The following is a 21,371-nucleotide window of genomic DNA, read 5'->3' on the forward strand; positions in this document are numbered from 1 at the left end:
CAGTAAGTGATTCGGGTGGGTGAATGCCGCTAACACCGCTGCGGCGTCAAGGACACAGGGCTTACCCAACGTCATTGGCGTTGCAGCAAGGCAGCAAATGAACTCATCCCGATGAGCTTACATCAGTAAGTGATTCGGGTGGGTGAATGCCGCTAACACCGCTGCGGCGTCAAGGACACAGGGTAATTTATACCGCTTCTAACCGTGCATAAGCCGCGACTAGCCACTTAATGCCTTCACCTGGGAATGCCACTTGCAACCTGCTATGTTCGCCGCTACCTTCCAAATTAACGATGGTGCCTTCGCCAAATTTAGGGTGGCGCACGCGCTGGCCCAATGAAAATCCGCTATCATTCTCATTCATTGGCGTCCCCATGCTGCGGTGATTTACTGGGCGGGATACTGTCGCCCGCAGCCGCACCTCCTCGACACACTCCGGCGGCAGTTCACCAATAAAGCGGGAGGGGCGATGATTCACCTCTTTACCATACAATCGGCGGCTTTCGGCATAACACAGTGTCAGTTTTTGCATCGCACGAGTGACGCCAACATAGGCTAGCCGGCGCTCCTCCTCCAGACGCCCGCCCTCATCGAGTGACATCTGGCTTGGGAACATCCCCTCTTCCATGCCCACGATGAATACCTGCGGGAACTCCAAACCTTTGGCTGAATGGAGCGTCATTAGCTGCACCGCATCCTGATAGGCATCCGCTTGCCCCTCTCCCGCTTCCAAAGCCGCATGAGAGAGAAATGCCTGAAGTGGCATCAAGTCCTGATCTTCATCCTGATAACTGTACTGGCGGGTCGCGTTGACCAGCTCTTCAAGGTTTTCTACCCGCGCCTGACCTTTCTCGCCCTTCTCCTGCTCATACATCGACCACAAACCAGAGTCACGGATCACCCGGTCAGTTTGGACATGTAGCGGCATATCTGCGGTTTCATGGGCTAATGAGTCCACCAACTCGACAAAACGTTGCAGTGCAGAGGCCGCGCGGCCTGCCAGCACTTTTTCCTGCAACATGGAGCGGGTTGATTGCCACAAGGTTAACTGGCGATCACGGGCAGTCTGGCGCACCACATCTAGCGTGCGATCGCCGATACCACGGGTTGGCGTATTGACCACTCGTTCAAAAGCGGCATCGTCATTGCGATTAGAGACCAGACGCAGGTAGGCCAGTGCATCTTTGATCTCCTGACGCTCGAAGAAGCGCTGACCGCCATAGATGCGGTACGGCATCGCAGTCTGCAATAGAGCCTCTTCCAATACGCGCGATTGGGCGTTGCTGCGATACAAGATGGCGCAATCATTCAGCGCGCCGCCATTGTCCTGCCAGGCGCGAATGCGGTTCACCACAAAGCGGGCTTCATCCAGCTCGTTAAAGGCGCAATAGATCGAGATGGGTTCACCTTCGGCCCCTTCGGTCCAGAGGTTTTTCCCCATGCGACCATCATTGTGGGCAATCAGGGCGTTCGCCGCCGTCAAAATATTGCTGGTTGAGCGGTAATTTTGCTCCAGCCGGATAGTTTCGGCACCGGGGAAATCTTTCAGGAAACGCTGGATATTTTCGACCTGTGCCCCGCGCCAGCCATAAATTGACTGGTCATCGTCGCCGACAATCATCACATTCGCGCGGTCACCCGCCAGCAGGCGAATCCAGGCATATTGGATGTTGTTGGTATCCTGAAACTCATCTACCAGAATGTTGGTAAAGCGCTCGCGATAGTGATTAAGAATATGGGGTTTGTTGAGCCACAGCTCATGGGCGCGCAGCAATAGCTCGGCAAAATCCACCAGCCCCGCGCGGTCACAAGCCTCCTGATACGCCTGATAAATACGCAACCAGGTGGCCTCAACCGGATTACCGTAGCTTTCAATGTGTTGCGGACGTAACCCTTCATCTTTTTTGCCGTTGATGTACCACATAGCCTGACGTGGCGGCCACTGTTTTTCATCTAAATTCAACGCCTTAACCAGACGTTTTAATAAGCGCAGTTGGTCGTCGCTGTCCAGAATTTGAAAGTCTTGCGGCAGATTGGCATCCATATGGTGGGCGCGCAGCAATCGATGCGCCAGCCCGTGGAAAGTGCCGATCCACATCCCGCCCTGACTAGTGCCAATCAGATGCTCGATACGGTGGCGCATTTCTGCCGCCGCTTTATTGGTGAAGGTGACCGAGATAATCGAATAGGGCGAGGCGTTTTCTACTGATAGCAACCAGGCAATACGATGCACCAGCACCCTGGTTTTGCCACTGCCCGCACCGGCCAGTACCAACAGGTTGCAGCGTGGCGCAGCCACGGCTTCGCGTTGTTTTTCATTCAGGCTGTCGAGCAGATCAGAAACGTCCATAGGCACCGTTTATCGGATAAGGGAAGATGGTCAAATCACCGGTCATTCGGGTATTTTACCACCATTCCACTGTGAATTTATACAGAGTTATTGCAGGGGATTATAGCAATGCTGTCAGCGATGCCAACTGAGAAATCTCAATATGGGGTAATAATCGGCTATCACGGGCGGTCATCAGGCCTTGTTGCCGGTCATTGATCCAACACGCCTGCATACCACAACGCAGCGAACCTGCTACATCCGTGGTGAGATCATCACCCACATGCAAGATATGTTTCAGCGGGATATCCAGATGATTGGCCGCTTTATGGTACATATCACGGAACGGCTTGGCACGGCCATGAGGGCCGGAGCGCAGTACAAACTGAAAATAGTGGTCGAGGCCGCAAGCTTTAGGGTCAGCATTGCCGTTGGTGATCGCCACCAGCGGATAGTGCTCAGCCAGCGCGCTCAGCGTGTCATGAGTCTCTGCCGGCACATAAATGCGACTACGCCACAGGGCGAAGTTCTCCATGGCGGCATCGGCCCCACATTGCGCCTCTGATTTGCTCAGGCCATGGCGAATTAGGCCCAGCTCAATGGCATGCCAGCGCCACTGGGTCACATCGTGGTAGATATCCGGGTCTTGCGCCAGTAACTCACTGCGAAAACGCTGGAAATCCGCGGCCTGCAACTGCGCCAAATTAGGATGGTACTGCTGCAAAAAAGCCACTGACTCTTGTTCAGTGCGGGTAATTACCGGGCGATTGTCATACAGCGTGTCATCCAAGTCGAAGGTAATGGCGGAAATACGCTCAAGTGGACGATAAAAATGCATCAGGATTTGCCTCGTTTGGCCCGTGGATGAGCAGCATCATACACTGTCGCCAGATGTTGAAAGTCGAGATGGGTATAAATTTGTGTGGTGGTCAGATTGGCGTGGCCCAGAAGCTCTTGTACTGCGCGCAGATCGCCGCTGGATTCCAGCATGTGTGTGGCGAAGGAGTGGCGCAATTTATGTGGGTGGATGTGGCTACTGACCCCCTGCTTCACGCCCCATTCAGCAAAGCGTTTTTGCACATTGCGCGCCGAAATTCGCTTGCCGGTATTGGCTAAGAAGATAGCGTCATCTTGCGGCTCAAACAGTTCGCGCAGCGCCAGCCAGTGATGCAGCCATGTCACTGCCGTTTTGCCGATCGGCACTTTGCGCTCTTTGCTACCCTTACCCATCACCCAGACTTCACCGCTGGCTAAGTCGACGTGTTTGCAGTTCATGCCCACCAGCTCAGAGAGACGCAGACCGGCACCGTACATCACTTCCAGCATCGCGCGGTCGCGCACCGCCAGCGGGTCGTTGAGGTCGATATCCAGCAGTTTATCCACTTCATCGACATCAATATTTTTCGGCAGATGGCGGCCAGAGCGCGGCGTACTCACCCCCTTGGCGGGATTGGCCTGCATGACACCCTGGCTAACCAGCCAATTGAGGAAACTGCGCAACGCCGAAAGCCGCAATGCCAGGCTGGAGGCGTGCAAGCCCGCGCGTTTGCTGCGGGAAACCAGTGAGCGAACCTGCGCGGCATCCAGTGTTTGCCAGTGCGCCAGCCCCATCTGCTCGCCCATCTCCATCAGCGCCTGCAACTGGCGTCGATAGCTGGTGATGGTGAGCGAGCTGAGTTGGCGCTCAACTTTGAGGTAACGCAGAAAAGCCTCGACCTGTGGGGCAAGTGAGGCACTGAACTCGGTCATACCGGCTCGATCCAACGCGCCAGCAAGCTTGGCAATAGCGTGGATAACTGATTGAGCATCACAGTACCCATGCCTTGCTGGTAGTGCTGTGTGTCACGGCTGCTGAAGATAATCACGCCCAAATCCCCCTCTTTGCCCAGTAGTGAGAGCGCTACCGAACCGACTTGCTTCGCCTGAGGCAGTAACAGCAGCAGTTCCGGCCCATTCAAGCTGCCGAGATAGTGGTTATCACTACCTAGCCGCTGAATGCGTAGCGGCTCAAAGGCGTGGCGAGAGAGGCCTAAATGGGTGAAATCAGAGGGTGCACCAATATGCCAGCGGTCACTGAACAACCTGACATTGGCACCACTTAGCCCGAAATCTCTGGCCCAGCGCTGTAAGCGATTGAGCATATCTTGCAAGCTGCTGGCCGCCGTCAGATGAGTTTGCAGTTGCAGCAAGCGGTTGAACAGCACTTCGTTCAGGCCAGCTTGCTCCATCAGCAAGGTGATCTCCTCTTCCAACTGGCCAATCTGGTTACGCTGTCGCCCCAGTTGCCACTCCACCAGCGAGACACTGCCTCGAACCGGATGGGGAATATGCATCTGTTCAACCAGACGGGCATTGCGGATAAAGAAGTCGGGATTTTGCAATAAGTACTGCATGACAGTATCGTCGTCTAGCGCGATACCCTCTAACGCCTGCTCCTCATAACTTTTCATGTCACACCCGTCATACTTCAGTACCTGTTACATTATAGATGAATGAATCCGTCGTACACATGGGTTGCTGGCCCCGTCATATACAGCGGATGGCCTGGCCCTTTCCAACTGATAAGCAAACTACCGCCCGGCAGCTCCACCGTGACCTCTTCATCCAACAGATCTTGCTGGATACCGACGGCCACCGCAGCACAAGCGCCGCTGCCGCAGGCTTGAGTTTCACCGGCTCCGCGCTCATACACCCGCAGACGGATATTGTCACGGCTAACCACCTGCATGAAACCGATATTCGCCCGTTCAGGGAAGCGCTCATGGCTTTCTAATACTGGCCCCAGTAACGCAACATTGGCAACTGCAACATCATCAACTTGCAGCACACAGTGAGGGTTGCCCATCGACACCACGCCACATAATACCGTCTGTTCTGCCGCACGAAAAATATAGGTTTTCTCAGCTTTAGTCGCCCGGAAAGGGACGCTTTGCGGGTCAAAATTGGGTTCGCCCATATTCACGCAAACCTCTTCATCTTCCGTGACACTCAAGATCATGCGACCAGTCTGGGTGCTCACACTGATGTCGCGCTTGTTGGTCAAGCCCTTCAGCCGGACAAAACGGGCAAAACAGCGCGCACCATTGCCACACTGAGAGACTTCACTACCATCAGCATTAAAAATACGGTAGTGAAAATCCAGCTCAGGATCGTAAGGCGGTTCAACCACCAACATTTGATCAAAGCCCACGCCAGTGTGCCGGTCTGCTAATCGGCGGATTAATTCCGGCGAAAAGTAAACATTTTGGGTAACTGCATCGACAACCATAAAGTCGTTGCCAAGACCGTGCATTTTGGAGAACTGCATTTCATACTCCGCTGACTTTCATTTTTATTGCTGGATCAATTCGGTACTGGCTAAGCTTGATCCTGACACACTCTGGCGGCGATAGGGCTAATTACTGTGGCCCAGCGATCGTTTGGCTCTGCTTAGTGCCAGATAAGTCCTGCTGATTGCGTTCGGTCTTGCCACTATCGGGTTGCGTTGTTTCTGTTTTGGGTTTGTCTGACGGCGGAAAGTATAGCGGCCCTTTCAGGCCACAGCCGGAGAGTGCAAGCACCATCATCGCCACCAGCGGCCAACCTAGTTCTTTTTTCATTTCTAACGCCTGTAAATTGTTTTAGCGCATTAATGCCTGTGATTCATGCGCCCAAGGTCTCTATAATCGCAGGTGGATCATGAAAAGCAACAGGAATTGAATATGAACGATAGCGAGTTTCATCAGTTAGCCGATCAATTGATGCTTTGCATTGAAGAAACACTGGATAGTTTTAGCGGCGATAGTGATATCGATTATGAAACCAATGGCGGGGTGATGACCCTGACTTTCGAGAATGGCAGCAAGATTGTTATCAACCGCCAAGAGCCATTACATCAGGTCTGGCTGGCCACCAAAGCGGGGGGTTACCATTTTGATTACCGAGATGGGCACTGGTACTGCTCACGCAGCGGCGTAGAATTTTTCGCTAAATTATCTGAAGCCGCCACCACACAAGCGGGCGAAGATGTGAGTTTTGGTTAACTGCGGTTGGATCAATAAGGGACACGATTTTTTACGTGTCCCTTTTATTTGCTTATCAGATAGTGGTTTATCAGATAGTTGTTTATCAGCATGCTAATGCAGTTGGAATTGCTGCGGTGCTGGCAGGGTAGACTCTTTATCCGCAATATACAGATGCGATAACGTATTGCTGCGGAAAGGAATAACTTGCGTGCGGCCATCTAACTGCACAATTTGGTAGAACTGCGGCAAGTTGAAGTTGATAAAGCTGGAGCCGTAGGTAAAACGATCATGAGAAGAGGAGTAGAAACGGCTGACATCCCGCACCAGCTCCTCTTTGCTCCCTTCGCAATGGTGATAAACCTCAACGCGGTTTGACTCATCCAAAATGTAAATATTAAAGCCTTTCTCATCTGCGGTGCCTTCGAAGAAGAACTGAATAATCCCTTCACTGGCAAAACCGTCGACAACCGGCGGCAGATGAATTTGATCAGTTTCAACCTGAATCGATAACCCATGCAGTTTGTTATTGGAGATAGCCCCGTAGAATTCAACCGCGTTCTCCAGCTTCTGCACTGACACACTCAGGCGCTCGAAGAACAGCCCCCACGTCTGACCGGAAACCCGCACCGCTTTGAAGCGGCCCGGCTCTTGACGGGTGCTGGATAGGCGCAGCTCAATGCACTCCGAAACCAACTGCTGAATGCGGGTACGAATCAAGCCGCGTAAATGCTGGCTATAGCAGAACACATCCACCGACTCTGGCGGTGCCGCATCCTGATGCATCTTACCTAAAATCGTTTTCAGTGCTTCCAATACCGCCTGTTCGCCGCTGAAATGCAGGGTACGCACTTCGTTCCACGAGTTGCGGTACAGCAAATCGATACTGCCCACCAAACACTGCTGCTGCTCGCCAAAACTGAATACATCCAGTTTACGGAAATCAAAATGCACCACCTGATTGCGGAACGCGGCGGTCGGGTCATGCTCCAAATTGACGATAATCGCTAAGTGGCGGATCTCGCACGGGCTGTAGAGTGCCTTCGGCGTTGGCGCAGGTAGGCGCAGCGGGAAGTGGTGAGAGATATCCGTCACCAACTCTTGCAGTTTGGTGGTATTGCACAGATTGGCACTTTTTATATGTAGCCGGGTCTTGCTGGTCAACAGGCCGTTGAAATAGGCCCACGACACCAATTTGTTTAGGTAGCGGTTATACTCTAGCGGTTGATGGCTGACGATAGTGTCCATCGAGGGCGCTTGATTATACAAGTACCAGCCAGGGCGGTTCGCGCGACCCGCAGGGACATGAATAAAGGTCAGGTGCTCTTCCGAAAGATCCGGCGAAATTTGCGGGTTAACCAACGTCACTTTACCCGGCAAAGCTTCAAATGCCGCGTACAGTTTACGGGTCAATACCCCGATATCCTGCGGGCTAGCGCTGACACTCAGGTTGTTGCGGCGCGCAAAGCGAATCAAATTGCGATAACTCTGCATCATCGCATCTAACAGCTCATTATGCGCTTCACGTACCCGTTCAATCTTCCAGTTGGCGCGATTATCCAGCACCGCCAGACTCTCATCGCTCCAGCCCCACTCACTAACCAGTTGGCTAAGGATTTCACGCCGCCAGCCAACACTCGCCGGGGTGCGCGAGAGTTTCTCACACACTTTCAGATAGAAGCAGCGGCGCACCAAATTCAGCCGAGTGGTGTCATTGATTTGGGTCAGATAGCGGGTGACGCGATCGAGCATCATGCAGTAAGCATCAAGGCCGAAGGCCACAATTTCACCGGCATGTAGGCGCTGTTTGATCTCCATCGCCAATAATTGGGAATTAGGGTATTCCCAAGAGTAAGCTTCCAGCAGCAGGGTTTTTAGCACCGCTTTATATGGCGAATCGATACTTTTATACAGCTGCCACAAACTAGCACCGAAATACTCTTCCGCCGACAGGGTGCTTAAACCGCCCAGATCCAGCCACTCATTCGGCGTTAATACGCCCTGCGCATAGAGCGACAGCACGTAATCATCGTAATTATTCTCTTCTTCAACCGGAACCATATTCCACAGAATACGTTTCCCAGCCAGACGAACCGCGCTGCGGTAAAATTCATCTAGCAATAAAATATGTTGGGTCGAGCCGCAATCTTCGCCACCCAAACTGCCACTGGCATTGTGACGGAAGCGGTTTTCATCAATCAGGAAGAAGCTGACTTCAACACCCATTGATGCGGCCCATTTCTCTAGCAGGCTGCATTTTTGCTGTAGGCGATGGCGCTCGTCAGTATCGAGCCAAGCCTGATGACACACCCAGATATCCAGATCTGAGGTATGGCATTGCCCGATGGAGGAGGTGCTGCCCATGGAATAGACACCCGTAATCGGCAGTTCGCCGCCGACACTCTGCTCTAGAGGTGCGCCCGACTTAGCTTCAACCTCAGACAGATAATCCTGTTGTGTTTCATTAGGCGTGAAAATACAGACGCCATGGGGAACGTTACCATCAAGGTAACCCGGCATCAGTGGATGATGATGATGTAGTAGGGTCGGTAGCAGACTGTAAACCTTTTGGAAGGCTGGCCCCATGGCCGCCAAGGCGCGATCGACTCGTAATTGGTTGATCGCATCCAGTCGCTGTTTCAGTGTCTCGATGTAGAGGTACAAGACGTCTCGCCTGATTGTTCCGGTGCTTAGAAAGAAACCCGCGTTCCACATTCGTTTGTTGTTTATTTGAAGAATATTTAACGAATGATTGCTGGAAACGTGATCAATCTAACACCTTGCCGATTGACCGTAAAGAAAGTAAAGCTATCCCTACAATTATAACGTCACTTTCTGACTAAAATCATTCATCTTGCCATCGGGCAACAGACCAATAAATTTTAGCTAAAGCCGCTGACAACGCAGCAGTGGGCGGAAGGAGGGGATAAACCCCTTATCCAGCCACACATTTGTTACAATAGTTGCTTTCTTGTACTCTTACCCGCCTTGATCATGTGGCTACCGCACTGACACTACTCGTCGGTCAATGGTAGGATGGGCCGCAAAATATAAAACGGTAACAAGCAATGTTAGACAAAATTATTCGAATTGCCACGCGACAAAGCCCGCTCGCCTTATGGCAAGCACATTATGTTCAACATTTACTGCAAGCCAATCACCCCGGCCTGCATGTTGAGTTGGTCCCGATGGTCACTCGCGGGGATATCATTCTGGATACGCCACTAGCAAAAGTGGGCGGTAAAGGCTTATTCGTCAAAGAATTAGAGTTAGCATTACTGGATGGTCGGGCTGATATCGCCGTGCACTCAATGAAAGATGTGCCGATCGCTTTCCCTGACGGCTTGGGTCTGGTCACCATTTGCGAACGTGATGACCCACGTGATGCGTTCGTCTCATCGAGCTATGCCCATCTGGATGACCTACCGGCGGGTAGCATCGTCGGCACCTCCAGCTTGCGCCGCCAGTGTCAGCTACGCGAACGCCGCCCCGACCTGATTATCCGCGATCTGCGGGGTAACGTCGGCACCCGCCTCGCCAAGTTGGATAACGGCGATTACCATGCGATTATTCTGGCCGTTGCCGGCCTTAACCGCCTTGGGCTGGAAACCCGTATCCGCTATGCCATGCCAGTTGAAGAGTCGTTACCGGCGGTGGGTCAGGGCGCGGTGGGTATTGAGTGCCGCCTAGACGATGATTTTACCCGCCAACTGCTCGCACCACTCAATCATCGCGACACAGAATTACGCGTCTGTGCAGAACGGGCGATGAATACCCGTCTTGAAGGGGGCTGTCAGGTGCCGATTGGCAGCTATGCTGAATTGGAAGGCGACGTGCTGTGGCTTCGTGCCTTAGTGGGTGCGCCGGATGGCAGTGAGATCATTCGTGGTGAGCGCCGTGGCCCGGCTAACAATGCCGAGCAGATGGGGATTGAGCTGGCCGATGAGCTACTTTCACGTGGCGCGCGGGAGATATTGACCGCTGTTTATCAGGATAACCTACCGCGATGACCATTTTGGTGACCCGTCCCTCCCCCTCTGGGGAGCAGTTAGTCAGCCGCCTGCGTGCGCTGGGCCGGGTTGCCTATCATGCTCCCTTGATTGATTTCTCGCCCGGTGATGACCTGCCAAAACTGCCCGCCTTGCTGCAAAATATGCAGGCGGGTGATCTGGTTTTTGCGCTATCACAGAACGCCGTGCGCTACGCTAACCCGCTGTTAAAAAGAAATAACCTGTTATGGCCTGCGCAGTTATCCTATTATGCTATTGGTCGTGGCACCGCGCTGGCACTGCATACCGCCAGCCGGTTGCACGTCACCTTTCCGCCAATGGGTGAGACCAGCGAGATGCTGTTATTATTGCCTGATCTGCAAAAACTGAGCGGTAAAAAGGCGCTGTTATTGCGCGGTAATGGCGGGCGAGAGCTGCTAGGTGAGAGCCTTGCACAGCGAGGGGCGGAGGTGACTTTCTGCGAATGTTATCAACGTAGCCCGATCTTTTATGATGGCAGTGAGCAAAGTGCGCACTGGCAACGTGCTGGCGTCAATATTCTAGTGGTGACCAGCGGCGAAATGTTACAACAGATCTATACTTTAGTTCCTGATTACTATCGTTCTTCCTGGTTGCTACGCTGCCGCTTGGTGGTGGTGAGTGATCGTTTAGCTACCCTGGCCGCCCAAATGGGCTGGAGTGATATCCGGGTGGCAGAGAATGCTGATAATGACGCGCTGATCCGCGCGCTACAAGACCTAAAACATACCTGAAACCTGACTATGGGATGCCCAATATGACGGAACAAAATACCCCATCCGCACCAGTGGAAGAGACAACCACTGCGGTTGAGAGGCACCAACAGCCAGCACCTGAAAACCGCCGGGAAAAACGCACCGGGCCAATTCTGGGGGCTATTGCTATTGCATTGGCTATCGCGCTGGGTGCCGGGCTTTATTATTACGGACACCAGCAGGCCCAGTTACAGGATGCCGCGACTCTCTCGCTGCAAGAACAGCTGGCGGAACTAAAACAGAGCCAGTTGCAGGAAAAACAACAGTTTGAGTCATTGTTGCAGCAACAAGCTAAGGCGCTGGAAGCCGCTGATCGCCAACAGACCTCGCTGACTCGCCAACTCAATGAGTTGCAGGAAAAAGTCGCCACCATTTCAGGGAGTGACGCCAAAACCTGGCTACTGGCACAGGCTGATTTTCTGGTGAAAATGGCCGGCCGCAAACTGTGGAGCGATCAGGACGTCACCACCGCCGCCACATTATTGAAAAGCGCCGATGCCAGCCTCGCAGACATGAATGACCCTAGTCTGATAGATGTGCGCCGCGCCTTGACCGAGGATATCAGCACCCTTTCGGCGGTCAGCCAGGTGGACTTCGACGGCATCATCCTCAAATTAAATCAGCTGTCCAATCAGGTCGATAATCTGCGTCTGGCTGACAACAATATTGATGATTCGCCGATGGATGCCGATAGCGATGAGCTATCCAGTTCATTATCTGAATGGCGCCAGAATTTGACCAAAAGCTGGCACAGCTTTATGTCTGACTTTATGACTATTCGCCGCCGTGATAGCAGCGCCGAGCCACTGTTGGCGCCAAATCAGGACATTTATCTGCGTGAGAATATCCGCTCGCGCCTGTTGGTGGCGGCCCAAGCAGTGCCCCGCCATCAGGATGAAGTGTACAAACAGTCGCTCGAGACTATCTCCACCTGGGTTCGCGCCTATTTTGATGTGAACGACCCTAGTACCAAGGCTTTCCTGGATGAATTAGATAGCCTGAGTCAGCAGTCGATATCAATGGATGTGCCTGATCAATTGAAGAGCCAGCCAATGCTAGAGAAATTGATGCAAACTCGGGTTCGTAACTTACTGGCGCAAGCGCCAGCTGCCGCTCAGGGGGAATAAGTATGCTGCGAGTTTTACTGTTATTCCTCATTCTGACCGCCGGTATCGTCCTTGGCCCAATGTTGGCTGGCCATCAGGGCTATGTGTTGATCCAGACCGACAACTATAACGTTGAGACTAGCGTGACGGGTCTAGTCATCATGCTGGTGCTGGTTTTGGTCGCGTTCCTGATTGTGGAATGGATACTGCGCCGGATTTTCCGCACTGGCGCTCGCACCCGTGGCTGGTTTATGGGCCGTAAACGTACTCGCGCCCGTAAGCAAACCAAAGCTGCGCTGATCAAACTGGCTGAAGGTGATTTTAAGCAGGTGGAGAAGTTGCTAACCCGCAATGCCGATCACGCTGAGCAGCCGATGGTGAACTATTTGCTGGCGGCGGAAGCGGCCCAGCAGCGCGGCGATGAGTTCCGCACCAATCAATATCTGGAGCGGGCGGCAGAAGTGGCCGATACCGACCAACTGCCGGTGGATATCACCCGCGTGCGCATTCAGCTGGCACAGGGCCACGTTCATGCAGCGCGCCATGGTGTCGATCGTCTGCTGGATCAGGCACCGCGCCATCCGGAAGTCCTGCGCCTGGCGGAACAAGCTTACCTGCGCTCTGGCGCTTACAGCTCATTGCTGGAAATTTTACCGGCAATTGGCAAGGTTCAGCTTCATACGCCCGAGGAGATCGCCGCACTGGAGCAGCAAGCTTACATCGGCATGATGAATCAGTGCATGGCGGAAGAGGGTAGCGATGGCCTGAAACGTTGGTGGAAAGATCAGAGCCGCAAAGTTCGCAACGAGATCCCGCTGCAAGTGGCGTTAGCTGAGCATCTGATTGAGTGTGATGATCATGATGTTGCCCAGCAGATCATTCTGGATGGCTTGAAGCGCCAATATGATGAGCGCTTGGTGCTGTTGATCCCGCGTCTGAAGTCAGGTAATCCCGAGCCGCTGGAGAAATCATTGCGCCAGCAAATAAAACAACATGGCGCGACACCGTTGCTCAATAGCACTTTGGGCCAGCTTATGCTGAAACACGGTGAGTGGGAGAAAGCCAGAGAAGCTTTTGCCGCCGCGCTTGCTCAACGCCCAGACGGGTATGATTACGCATGGCTGGCGGATGCCTTAGATAAACTGCATCGCCCTGAGGATGCCGCACAAGCACGTCGTGAGGGGTTGCTATCGACCCTGCGGCAGAGTGGCGAACCACTTTAAACACTGTGAGTGCAGCGGAGAACGGGTAGATCATCAAGATGCCGTCGGCCCTTTGAAAAAAGCCATCTCTAGAGACTCGAGCCGCGCCATCCCTGGCGCGGACACTTGACTCTTCCACCCGTCCTCGCGCAGTCTGAAAGCTCTTACGGGAGCTTTGAGGTTAATGATAAAGCGGCTGATAGCTCAGTGAGTGAAGGGTTTACCGCACCTAGGGGCACTTCGGTGGCTCACGCCACTGCGACCCCAACGGCACGATTCCCCTTCATTTGACTTTGTCAGCAGTCTGAAAGCTCCTACGGGGGCTTTTTTGTTATCTATTTTGCCAAAAAAAAACGCTTGCCGTTTTCGGCAAGCGTCTAAAATTTTCAGGTCTACAGACAACATGTTGGCGCCTCACTCAACGTTATGCCCGGTATGTGATGAAGATATTCAACATCGTTTACATGGACAATAGGCACCCTAAAATCGGCTCTGCATCATCTCTGGGTTTATGAAGTGGCTATAAAGCCAAGCTGTCATAATAAGTGAGATGAGCATCTACTGGGTAGATATTGCAGTTAGCGTGCCAAAATGCGTAATCGGCAGCAATTTCACTCAATCGCCCGCAGATAACTTCCTAACAATATGATAAATAATAGATTTATTTTTATGTCCATTTGGCATGTCATGCCCTGCTCTGCCGAGGCTGATAGCGACACGCCCTAAGTGATCTGTCGCTACAAAACGACGCAATCGAGCATCATGATTTTTCTTTTTATTTATCAACATATTATATGTCTCCATTCAGAGACAATGCATTCGTCTTTTGTCGCGAAAAGCCAACACTTCTGATCTAAGAGGATAAATCACCGATCGAGGCCGGCTATCCGCCTAATTTGATCAAAGGGCAGCAACAAAGTTTCGGGCATAAAGAAAATGACAGTGAAGTGATAAAGCGCCATTGGCCGTGAACAAAACCGAGAGAGGATGAATGGCGACGAATAGAGATAACCAAGGGCGCGCTATTAGCGAGAGACAAAATAGAGACGAAAAAAAACCCCGCATTGCGGGGTTTCTTCTGAAATTGGTCGGCGAGAGAGGATTCGAACCTCCGACCCACTGGTCCCAAACCAGTTGCGCTACCAAGCTGCGCTACTCGCCGATTTCTTGCTTGTTACTCTACATGGTCTTGCGACCTATGTCCATGTAAATCTTAATAAAATCTACATGTTTGTGTGGTGCGAAGGGAGGGACTTGAACCCTCACGTCCGTAAGGACACTAACACCTGAAGCTAGCGCGTCTACCAATTCCGCCACCATCGCATGTTCCACAAAATTTGGGGTGGCTAATGGGGCTCGAACCCACGACAACTGGAATCACAATCCAGGGCTCTACCAACTGAGCTATAGCCACCATAACTTCTTACAGCTTACTTCGTACTCGTCGTACGCGGCAATCTTACCACCGCAGCTCTTGCACACAAAATTAATGGTGCGCCCGACAGGATTCGAACCTGAGACCTCTGCCTCCGGAGGGCAGCGCTCTATCCAGCTGAGCTACGGGCGCTTAGCGCCGTTGCGGGTGAGGATACTACGGTTTTAATAGTTGGCTGTCTAGTGCTTTTTTAGAAGAAATGGCCTGTTTGCTTACGCTTTGCTCAGTCTGCCACAAAAGTCAGCCATTGGTAGCCCTCACCTCACCTTGTTCGCTGGTTTTATAGGCGTTCCGTTTCGACCAGCATCGGTTTATGCATTCTCAGGCCGAAATAGCCTGCGGTTACTAATCCTAAGAAAATCGCCCCGGCTAATAGAGATAAACGTGTCTCTGGGTTAATCCCCATCCCCACCAGCACACAAATCAAAAAGGCGATTGTGAGGTAGTTGACGTAGGGGAACATGATCGATTTAAACGGATGCTGTTTCAATGCCTCTTTATGTAGCTGCCGGAAACGTAGCTGGCTCACCAGTACCACAAACCACGGCACCATACCCGGTAAGACGCTGGCACTGTATACGTACACAAATACCTGCTGCGGATTTGGAATGATGTAATTGAGGCTAGATCCCACCAGCAGACACAAAATCGTGACGGCAATGCAGTTAACCGGAACACCATTGGCGGAGAGTTTCGTCAGGCAAGCGGGTAACTGCCGGTTTTTTGCCAGGGCATACAACATGCGCCCGCCACTGTACATGCCGCTGTTACAGCCGGACAGCGCGGCGGTCAGCACCACGAAGTTGATAATCCCGGCGGCGGCGGTGATCCCTATCTTGGCGAAGGTCAGCACAAAGGGGCTACCTTCGGTGCCGATGCCGTTCCACGGGAAGATGGTGACAATGACAAATATCGCGCCGACATAGAAAATTAGAATGCGCCACAAGATATTATTGATGGCACGCTTTAAGGTGACTTGCGGGTTTCTGGCTTCGCCGGCGGTAATGCCGACCAATTCAACGCCCTGATAGGATGCCACCACAATACAGAGCGCGAACATGAATCCTTTCCAGCCGCCCGCAAAGAAGCCACCGTGAGCGGTCAGGTTATCAAAACCAATCGGCTGGCCGTGATTGCCAAAACCAAAGAAGATGACCCCTAGCCCCACCAGAATCATCACAATGATGGTGGTGACTTTGATCATCGCAAACCAGAACTCTAACTCGCCATATAATCTGACGGCCGCCAGATTAGCCAGTGCCACGATGGCGACCCCGGCGATAGCAGGCAACCATTGGGGTATTTCTGGGAACCAAAACTGAACGTAGACGCCAATGGCGGTAATTTCGGATATCCCCACCGCTATCCACATAAACCAGTAGCCCCAGGCGGTCAGATAGCCAAAATAGGGGCTGAGATATTTATGTGCGTATACGGCAAAGGAGCCAGCCACCGGCTCCAGATAGAGCATTTCGCCCATTGCGCGCATGATGAAGAACACAAATAAGCCGGCAATCATGTAAGCCAGCAATACCGACGGCCCGGCCCATTTCAATGTGCTGGCTGACCCCATAAACAGCCCGACACCAATAGTGCCACCTAGCGCTATCAACTCGATATGCCGAGCTTCCAGCCCACGGTGTAATCCTTTTTTCTCTTCGTTGTCTGCCATATTTCCCTCTGTAAACCAACTGGTGTGTGTCTGCTCCGGATCCCCGGTTGTTGTAGTTATAAAAAATAAAATACGCGACTGAATAAGGTATTCAGCCTAATTATTAATAACGACAGGTTAAAGACATAATGAAAAAACGCGTGACTGCAAAACTCTAACCGGGCCGTATCGTTTCGTATCTGCGGCAGATTAGCAAACAGGAAACTAAAACTTTATGGAATAAAAATAATTAAATTGGTTCCAGAATGGAATTACAGAGGAGTGGTATTAGCGGAGGAAATAAGTGGAATCGTTATCATAGCAGGGCCTTCGGTGGCCCTGCTTAGCTCAAAATATTACAAGCGGCCACTGTAATAGTAGCCCACAAACTTAAGCAGTTTGAATTGGCGACGAATGCGGCTGGGCTGTGCCAGTAGGCGATAAAGCCACTCCAGCCCCAGATTCTGCCAGATCTTCGGCGCACGTTTGACGTGACCCGTAAAGACATCGTAAGTCCCGCCAACGCCCATATAGAGCGCGTCAGGATAGAACTTACGGCAATCGCGCATAAACATCTCTTGCTTAGGTGACCCCATGGCAACCGTGACAATCGCCGCGCCACTGGCCGCAATACGGGCAAACAGTGCCTCACGCTGTTCTGGCGTGAAATAGCCATCCTGGCTCCCCACCAAATTCACACTCCACTGCGCACGCAACTTAGCTTCCGTTTCAGCCAGAATTTCCGGCTTGCCACCGACTAAAAAGACCGGCGTCCCTTGCTGGCCTGCGCGTTGCATCAAGGCTTCCCACAGATCCGCCCCTGCGACCCGCGAGAGCTGCGCCTGTGGGTATTTACGGCGAATAGCCCGCACCATGCTGATACCATCGGCATACAGGTATTCAGCCTCATTAATCAGTTCACGCAGTGCAGCGTCATCTTCGGCTTTCAGCAGTTTCTCTGCGTTCATGGCCACTAGCGTGCCGGTTTTTACCGGGCCACTGCTTAGCAGATGATCCAGTGTCTGAGCCATGTCACGAAAGCCCCAGATCTCGAAACCACGGACATTATATTTTGGAATGTCAGTTTCTTGGGTTGGAATAGCAGTATTCGGTTCCATTACAATCCTTACAGTTGATTGCCCGCTTCAGGCATGGACAGGCGCTTGGATCTGTTAACACGACGCTGAACCCGCTGCGTTATCAAACCCGCCGTATCGAACAACCAGTACAACAATTTTGCCAGTACCAGACAGGCACCAAAAATCACGCAGAAAAACACCACGCGCGAGACAAAGGAGTCTAACCCTTCGCGGGCCAAGACGATGATGTTAAATATCGCACCAAAACAGAAGCTTTGCAGAATGGCCGCTTTGTAGCGGTTTTTTTCCGCTTTACCCTGTTCGTACAGCCAGTCGAACCACTTAATGATTAACCCGACCACAATGGCACCCAGCGGGATAAACAGTACCCCGCCCATCACCACCAAAGAGCCGATCAGGGTGGGGGAGATTGCCAGCCCTGAGTGGTTATCCAGCACATCCCAGGTAAAGTAGTTGGCGGTATTTAGCACCAGGTCTGGGCGCTCCGGCCACAGGAGGCTGGGGATAAACACATAGAAATCACGGATTATCGGCGCTAAGCCCTGGAAATCTATTTTGTCGTAGTTCTGTAGCAGCAACCCGAGGTTTTCCCACGGCGAGAAGGTATCCCGTGTCAGGTAGAGGAAAGTGTAAAATGCCTCGGCCCCATTAACATCCAGCCCATAGCGTTTCAACGCCAGCCAGAACATTCCCACAATGCCAAAGACCCCCGCTGCCGCCAGCATCCACAGGGTTATCCAGCCGCGGACAATGCCGATAAACAGGAATAGTGAGAATGCGATAATAATGTTAGCCCGCGTCCCGCCGACGATAACATAGGTCAGGATGCCAAAGGCCACGGTGCTCGCAAGGAAGAAGAACCAGGCACGCATATCCTGTTTCAGGAAGTAGACCACCAGCATAGCTGGGATAAAGAAGTAGAAAAAGCGCTTCAACGCGACGCCCGAAACATCACTGGAGAAGATTTTACTGTAGGAGTCCAGCTTAAACAGCAGGAAACCATTCTGCATGAAGAAGATGCCCACGGTGCCGATGGCTACCAGCGCCAGCAGCATCCAGGTCAGATTGGTCTCCACCCGATTCATGGTGAAAATCGGGGTGCGCGGCTGAGTGCGCGGCTTGGTCAGCCGTGTTTTGTAGCTCACATAGTAAATGGCATAAAACGCCGTGGCGGAGAGCATGGCATATAGCAAGTACTCAACCGGCACGACTGCCACCCCAAATTGGAACACCAGCATACAGGTCAGCGGGAAGCCAAAATAGAAAGTGAGCAGGTAGAGCATGGAGAACAGCACGTTGAAGTTAAAGCGGACGCGCCGAAACTCCTGATACGTCAAGATCAGGATAAAAATGACCGCGATCAGGTAGACACCGAACAGACCGCCAAATTGCCCCAGTGTCATGGGTGTTCTCCTGCGGCCAGTGCCAGCGCTTGCTGCCAGCCCACAATGTAATTGGGGTTAAAGAACGCAATTGCGTGCTTATCCAGCCCGGCTAATTGGCGCTGTGCCTCGCGAATCAATGGCTCATCCAGTGAGTCGCCATAGAAAAGCACCGGAATATGCTGTTCGGCCAAATCTTGCCAGAAGGGGTTTTTACGGCTCAGGACAAAAGGCACGCCAAATTGCGTCAACAAACACAGGGTGCCAATGCCTTGCTGACGGTTGAAAATAAAGTAGCCCAAATCGCATTCGCGCAGGATATTCAGATAGTCATCAAAGGGGACCTGATCCGTCAGGATGCGCAGATTTTCTGCTGCGAACAGTGCCAGTCCCGCCTGCCTGACCTGCTCGATATACAGCTCATTATTCGCCGGATAACCCATTGGCAGAATCACTCTGGCATCCGGGCCAAACTGCTGATGAATCGCTTTCAGCGCTTCAATATGGCGGTTAGTGGTGTCACCGGAGTTCCCCACTAAAATTGTCATTGGCCCCGCCAATGGCTTCTCCACGTTGATAGCGGTTAATGCCGGATCCATGCGCGTCGGGAAGTAGAGTAGTGACGCAGGCACCCGAGGATGGCGCTGCTGGAAATAGATTAAGTCGCCACGGGTCGCAAAGACATGACCCACTCGCCCTTGAGCAAGGCGGCGCAGCAGGTAAAACAGACGAAATTTCCAGCTCTTGGCGTCTTCATATAAATCAGCGCCCCAGACATGCCAATAGACCTGCCGTGGTTTGATTTTGCCACTCAATAGCGCCAGCCACAGGGTGGCATTAAACTGACCGTGCCAGAAGAAGCGCGTGCTGCGATCCGCCTGTGCGCGGGCGATGACCGCCTCAGCCAAAGCTTTTTTATTTCCGTGCGTTTCAATATCCAACTGCGTGAATAGTGAAAAAGCTGCCGTCTCTTTTGCCGCCACCATAAAGTGCCGCACCTGCTCTGTGGGCGCGCGAGTTGCCAGCACATCATTAAAGAAGCGCAGCACAGTCAGATTATGGTGCGGGATATCAGATCCTAGTACATGAATCAGGGTTGTCATTTTTTTCTGCTGTAAAGAGTGTTTACGGTGATGAATGTCTACGATACATAATGAATACGCAGCTACAGAGCGCGAAATAGACAATATAAGTCGCCATATAGGCTTGTGCCGCGCCCAATGAGCCATTCATTGGGATTAACCAATGGGCAAACCCGGTCAACAGTAAGAACTGGCTCACTTCCGTCAAAATGTAAAAGCGCAGCGAGGCTTTGGCAATAACCAGATAGCCAAACACGTACGACCCCACTTTCAACACATCCCCCACCAGTTGCCAGGCAAAGAGGTCGCGCATCGCCGTGAACTGATGTGAGAACAACAGCCAGATAGCAAAGTCACGTAACAGCCAGACCAGTAGACTGGCGGTCGCCACTGCCGGTAAGACAAATTTCAGTGAGCGCAGAATCTCGCAGGAAATATCCGCTTTCGCTTTGAGTCGCGACAGTGTTGGCAGCAAATAGACGGTAAATGACGCCGTAATAAATTGTAGATAAGCATCGGAAATACTGCTCACCCCTTGCCAGATCCCCACTGCATCCCAGCCATATTGGTCAGCCAGCAAGTTTCGCATCATCACGTAGGCTACCGGCAAGGTCACTGAGGTAATCAGCGCCATGATAGTAAATTTGCCTAAATGGCTCGCTAACGCTTTATCCCAACTCAGCTTAAGATAGCTCAGCGGAATGGTTTTACGGCGAATCAACATGGCTGCCGCAGGGATAACCACCAGCGCAGGGACTAATGCCAAGCCCACTAATGCGCCGGGATAGCCGCCAATGCGAAAGCAAATATAGTACGCCAACACCCCAATCAGGCTGCCGCCAATCACCGCTAACGCATTGCCCATCGCATCGCGATAGCCTTTGAGGATCGCCAAAAACAGGTTGGCGTAGGCAATCCCCATCTGGATAAGTGCTACCGCGCGCACCACATTTTGGTAATCGCTATGACCAAATAACGCAATACTGACAGGTTTCGCTGCCAGCAGGAAAATCAGTGCCAGCAGCGTCGAGAACCCCAGCACAATGGCGGATGAGGTGCCCAGAACCGCACGTAGGCGTTCAGGTTGCTGATGATATTCAGCAACATATTTGGTAATTCCGTTAAAGATACCCGCGCCGGAGAGCACGCCTAATACCGTAATTAGCTGGCGGAAATTCCCCGCCTGCCCAACACCACTGGGGCCAAAGGTCACCGCCAGCAGTTTAACCACTAATAGCCCTACGCCAATCTTAATCAGCGTAGAGCCAGCAGTCCAAATCGATGCTTTTGCCAGAGACAT

General features: G+C 52.4%; 18 protein-coding genes and 4 tRNA genes. 5 read left to right on the forward strand and 17 right to left on the reverse strand.

The annotated features are described in order from the left end of the window. Nucleotides 1-187: 187 nt before the first annotated feature. From uvrD to lptM, 6 genes are all read right to left on the reverse strand, one after another. Nucleotides 188-2,350: a DNA helicase II gene (gene uvrD, locus FFE93_RS20055; RefSeq protein ID WP_049602588.1), complete on the reverse strand. Its 2,163-nt coding sequence runs from the start codon at nucleotides 2,348-2,350 to the stop codon at nucleotides 188-190. Between the two features lie 100 nt (nucleotides 2,351-2,450). After that, entirely contained in the window at nucleotides 2,451-3,167 is a 717-nt protein-coding gene (gene yigB / locus FFE93_RS20060) for a 5-amino-6-(5-phospho-D-ribitylamino)uracil phosphatase YigB (protein WP_032898172.1), read from the reverse strand. Then, complete coding sequence (gene xerC / locus FFE93_RS20065) at nucleotides 3,167-4,078, reverse strand: tyrosine recombinase XerC (protein ID WP_138775870.1); 912 nt, start codon at nucleotides 4,076-4,078, stop codon at nucleotides 3,167-3,169. Before xerC ends, yigB begins: the two co-directional genes overlap by 1 nt. Beyond that, entirely contained in the window at nucleotides 4,075-4,779 is a 705-nt protein-coding gene (locus tag FFE93_RS20070; protein WP_057649216.1) for a DUF484 domain-containing protein, read from the reverse strand. Before FFE93_RS20070 ends, xerC begins: the two co-directional genes overlap by 4 nt. Nucleotides 4,780-4,811: 32 nt before the next feature. Beyond that, the gene (gene dapF, locus FFE93_RS20075) at nucleotides 4,812-5,636 is read right to left on the reverse strand and encodes a diaminopimelate epimerase (RefSeq protein WP_005275659.1); all 825 of its coding nucleotides are present in this window, start codon (nucleotides 5,634-5,636) and stop codon (nucleotides 4,812-4,814) included. Between the two features lie 91 nt (nucleotides 5,637-5,727). Next, a complete protein-coding gene (lptM, locus tag FFE93_RS20080) occupies nucleotides 5,728-5,928 on the reverse strand; it encodes an LPS translocon maturation chaperone LptM (RefSeq protein WP_005275662.1) in 201 nt (66 codons plus the stop codon). A gap of 102 nt (nucleotides 5,929-6,030) precedes the next feature. On the opposite strand from lptM, the gene cyaY reads away from it, so the two are divergent. After that, complete coding sequence (gene cyaY / locus FFE93_RS20085; protein WP_032898174.1) at nucleotides 6,031-6,351, forward strand: iron donor protein CyaY; 321 nt, start codon at nucleotides 6,031-6,033, stop codon at nucleotides 6,349-6,351. Between the two features lie 93 nt (nucleotides 6,352-6,444). Here cyaY and FFE93_RS20090 read toward each other — a convergent pair whose 3' ends face one another. After that, entirely contained in the window at nucleotides 6,445-8,994 is a 2,550-nt protein-coding gene (locus tag FFE93_RS20090) for a class I adenylate cyclase (protein ID WP_049602586.1), read from the reverse strand. Nucleotides 8,995-9,398: 404 nt separating this feature from the next. Between FFE93_RS20090 and hemC the strand changes: the two genes are divergently transcribed. Genes hemC through hemY form a run of 4 tightly spaced genes read left to right on the forward strand, consistent with a single transcriptional unit; the run spans nucleotide 9,399 to nucleotide 13,442 of the window. Further along, nucleotides 9,399-10,340 carry a hydroxymethylbilane synthase gene (gene hemC / locus FFE93_RS20095; protein ID WP_005275669.1) on the forward strand — a complete coding sequence of 314 codons (942 nt, stop codon included), beginning with the start codon at nucleotides 9,399-9,401 and terminating at the stop codon, nucleotides 10,338-10,340. After that, on the forward strand, nucleotides 10,337-11,092 hold the full coding sequence (hemD, locus tag FFE93_RS20100) for a uroporphyrinogen-III synthase (protein ID WP_032898175.1): 756 nt from the start codon (nucleotides 10,337-10,339) through the stop codon (nucleotides 11,090-11,092). The genes hemC and hemD overlap by 4 nt, the downstream gene beginning before the upstream one ends. A 23-nt stretch (nucleotides 11,093-11,115) precedes the next feature. Next, the gene (gene hemX, locus FFE93_RS20105; RefSeq protein ID WP_049602585.1) at nucleotides 11,116-12,240 is read left to right on the forward strand and encodes a uroporphyrinogen-III C-methyltransferase; all 1,125 of its coding nucleotides are present in this window, start codon (nucleotides 11,116-11,118) and stop codon (nucleotides 12,238-12,240) included. A 2-nt stretch (nucleotides 12,241-12,242) separates the two neighbouring features. After that, the gene (gene hemY, locus FFE93_RS20110; RefSeq protein WP_005275676.1) at nucleotides 12,243-13,442 is read left to right on the forward strand and encodes a protoheme IX biogenesis protein HemY; all 1,200 of its coding nucleotides are present in this window, start codon (nucleotides 12,243-12,245) and stop codon (nucleotides 13,440-13,442) included. A 594-nt stretch (nucleotides 13,443-14,036) separates the two neighbouring features. On the opposite strand, the gene FFE93_RS21615 is transcribed toward hemY, so the two are convergent. From FFE93_RS21615 to wzxE, 10 genes are all read right to left on the reverse strand, one after another. Then, nucleotides 14,037-14,210, reverse strand: a complete 174-nt coding sequence (locus FFE93_RS21615) for a hypothetical protein (RefSeq protein ID WP_186367680.1) — start codon at nucleotides 14,208-14,210, stop codon at nucleotides 14,037-14,039. Between the two features lie 296 nt (nucleotides 14,211-14,506). Further along, a tRNA-Pro gene (locus FFE93_RS20115) sits at nucleotides 14,507-14,583 on the reverse strand. Between the two features lie 74 nt (nucleotides 14,584-14,657). Continuing rightward, nucleotides 14,658-14,744 (reverse strand) — tRNA-Leu (locus tag FFE93_RS20120). Between the two features lie 15 nt (nucleotides 14,745-14,759). Beyond that, nucleotides 14,760-14,835: transfer RNA gene (locus FFE93_RS20125), tRNA-His, on the reverse strand. Nucleotides 14,836-14,911: 76 nt separating this feature from the next. Next, nucleotides 14,912-14,988, reverse strand: a tRNA-Arg gene (locus FFE93_RS20130). 148 nt (nucleotides 14,989-15,136) lie between these two features. After that, nucleotides 15,137-16,528, reverse strand: coding sequence for a bifunctional threonine/serine APC transporter ThrP (gene thrP, locus FFE93_RS20135; protein ID WP_005275682.1), 1,392 nt, complete (start codon nucleotides 16,526-16,528; stop codon nucleotides 15,137-15,139). A gap of 335 nt (nucleotides 16,529-16,863) precedes the next feature. Next, on the reverse strand, nucleotides 16,864-17,625 hold the full coding sequence (gene wecG, locus FFE93_RS20140; protein ID WP_049602583.1) for a lipopolysaccharide N-acetylmannosaminouronosyltransferase: 762 nt from the start codon (nucleotides 17,623-17,625) through the stop codon (nucleotides 16,864-16,866). 8 nt (nucleotides 17,626-17,633) lie between these two features. After that, complete coding sequence (wzyE, locus tag FFE93_RS20145) at nucleotides 17,634-19,010, reverse strand: ECA oligosaccharide polymerase (RefSeq protein WP_032898177.1); 1,377 nt, start codon at nucleotides 19,008-19,010, stop codon at nucleotides 17,634-17,636. After that, complete coding sequence (locus FFE93_RS20150; RefSeq protein WP_049602582.1) at nucleotides 19,007-20,092, reverse strand: TDP-N-acetylfucosamine:lipid II N-acetylfucosaminyltransferase; 1,086 nt, start codon at nucleotides 20,090-20,092, stop codon at nucleotides 19,007-19,009. Before FFE93_RS20150 ends, wzyE begins: the two co-directional genes overlap by 4 nt. Nucleotides 20,093-20,114: 22 nt before the next feature. Further along, nucleotides 20,115-21,371 (reverse strand): lipid III flippase WzxE, encoded by a 1,257-nt coding sequence (wzxE, locus tag FFE93_RS20155; protein WP_138775873.1) that lies wholly within the window; start codon nucleotides 21,369-21,371, stop codon nucleotides 20,115-20,117.

Source organism: Yersinia sp. KBS0713 (assembly GCF_005937895.2).
Taxonomy (GTDB): Bacteria; Pseudomonadota; Gammaproteobacteria; order Enterobacterales; family Enterobacteriaceae; genus Yersinia; species Yersinia bercovieri.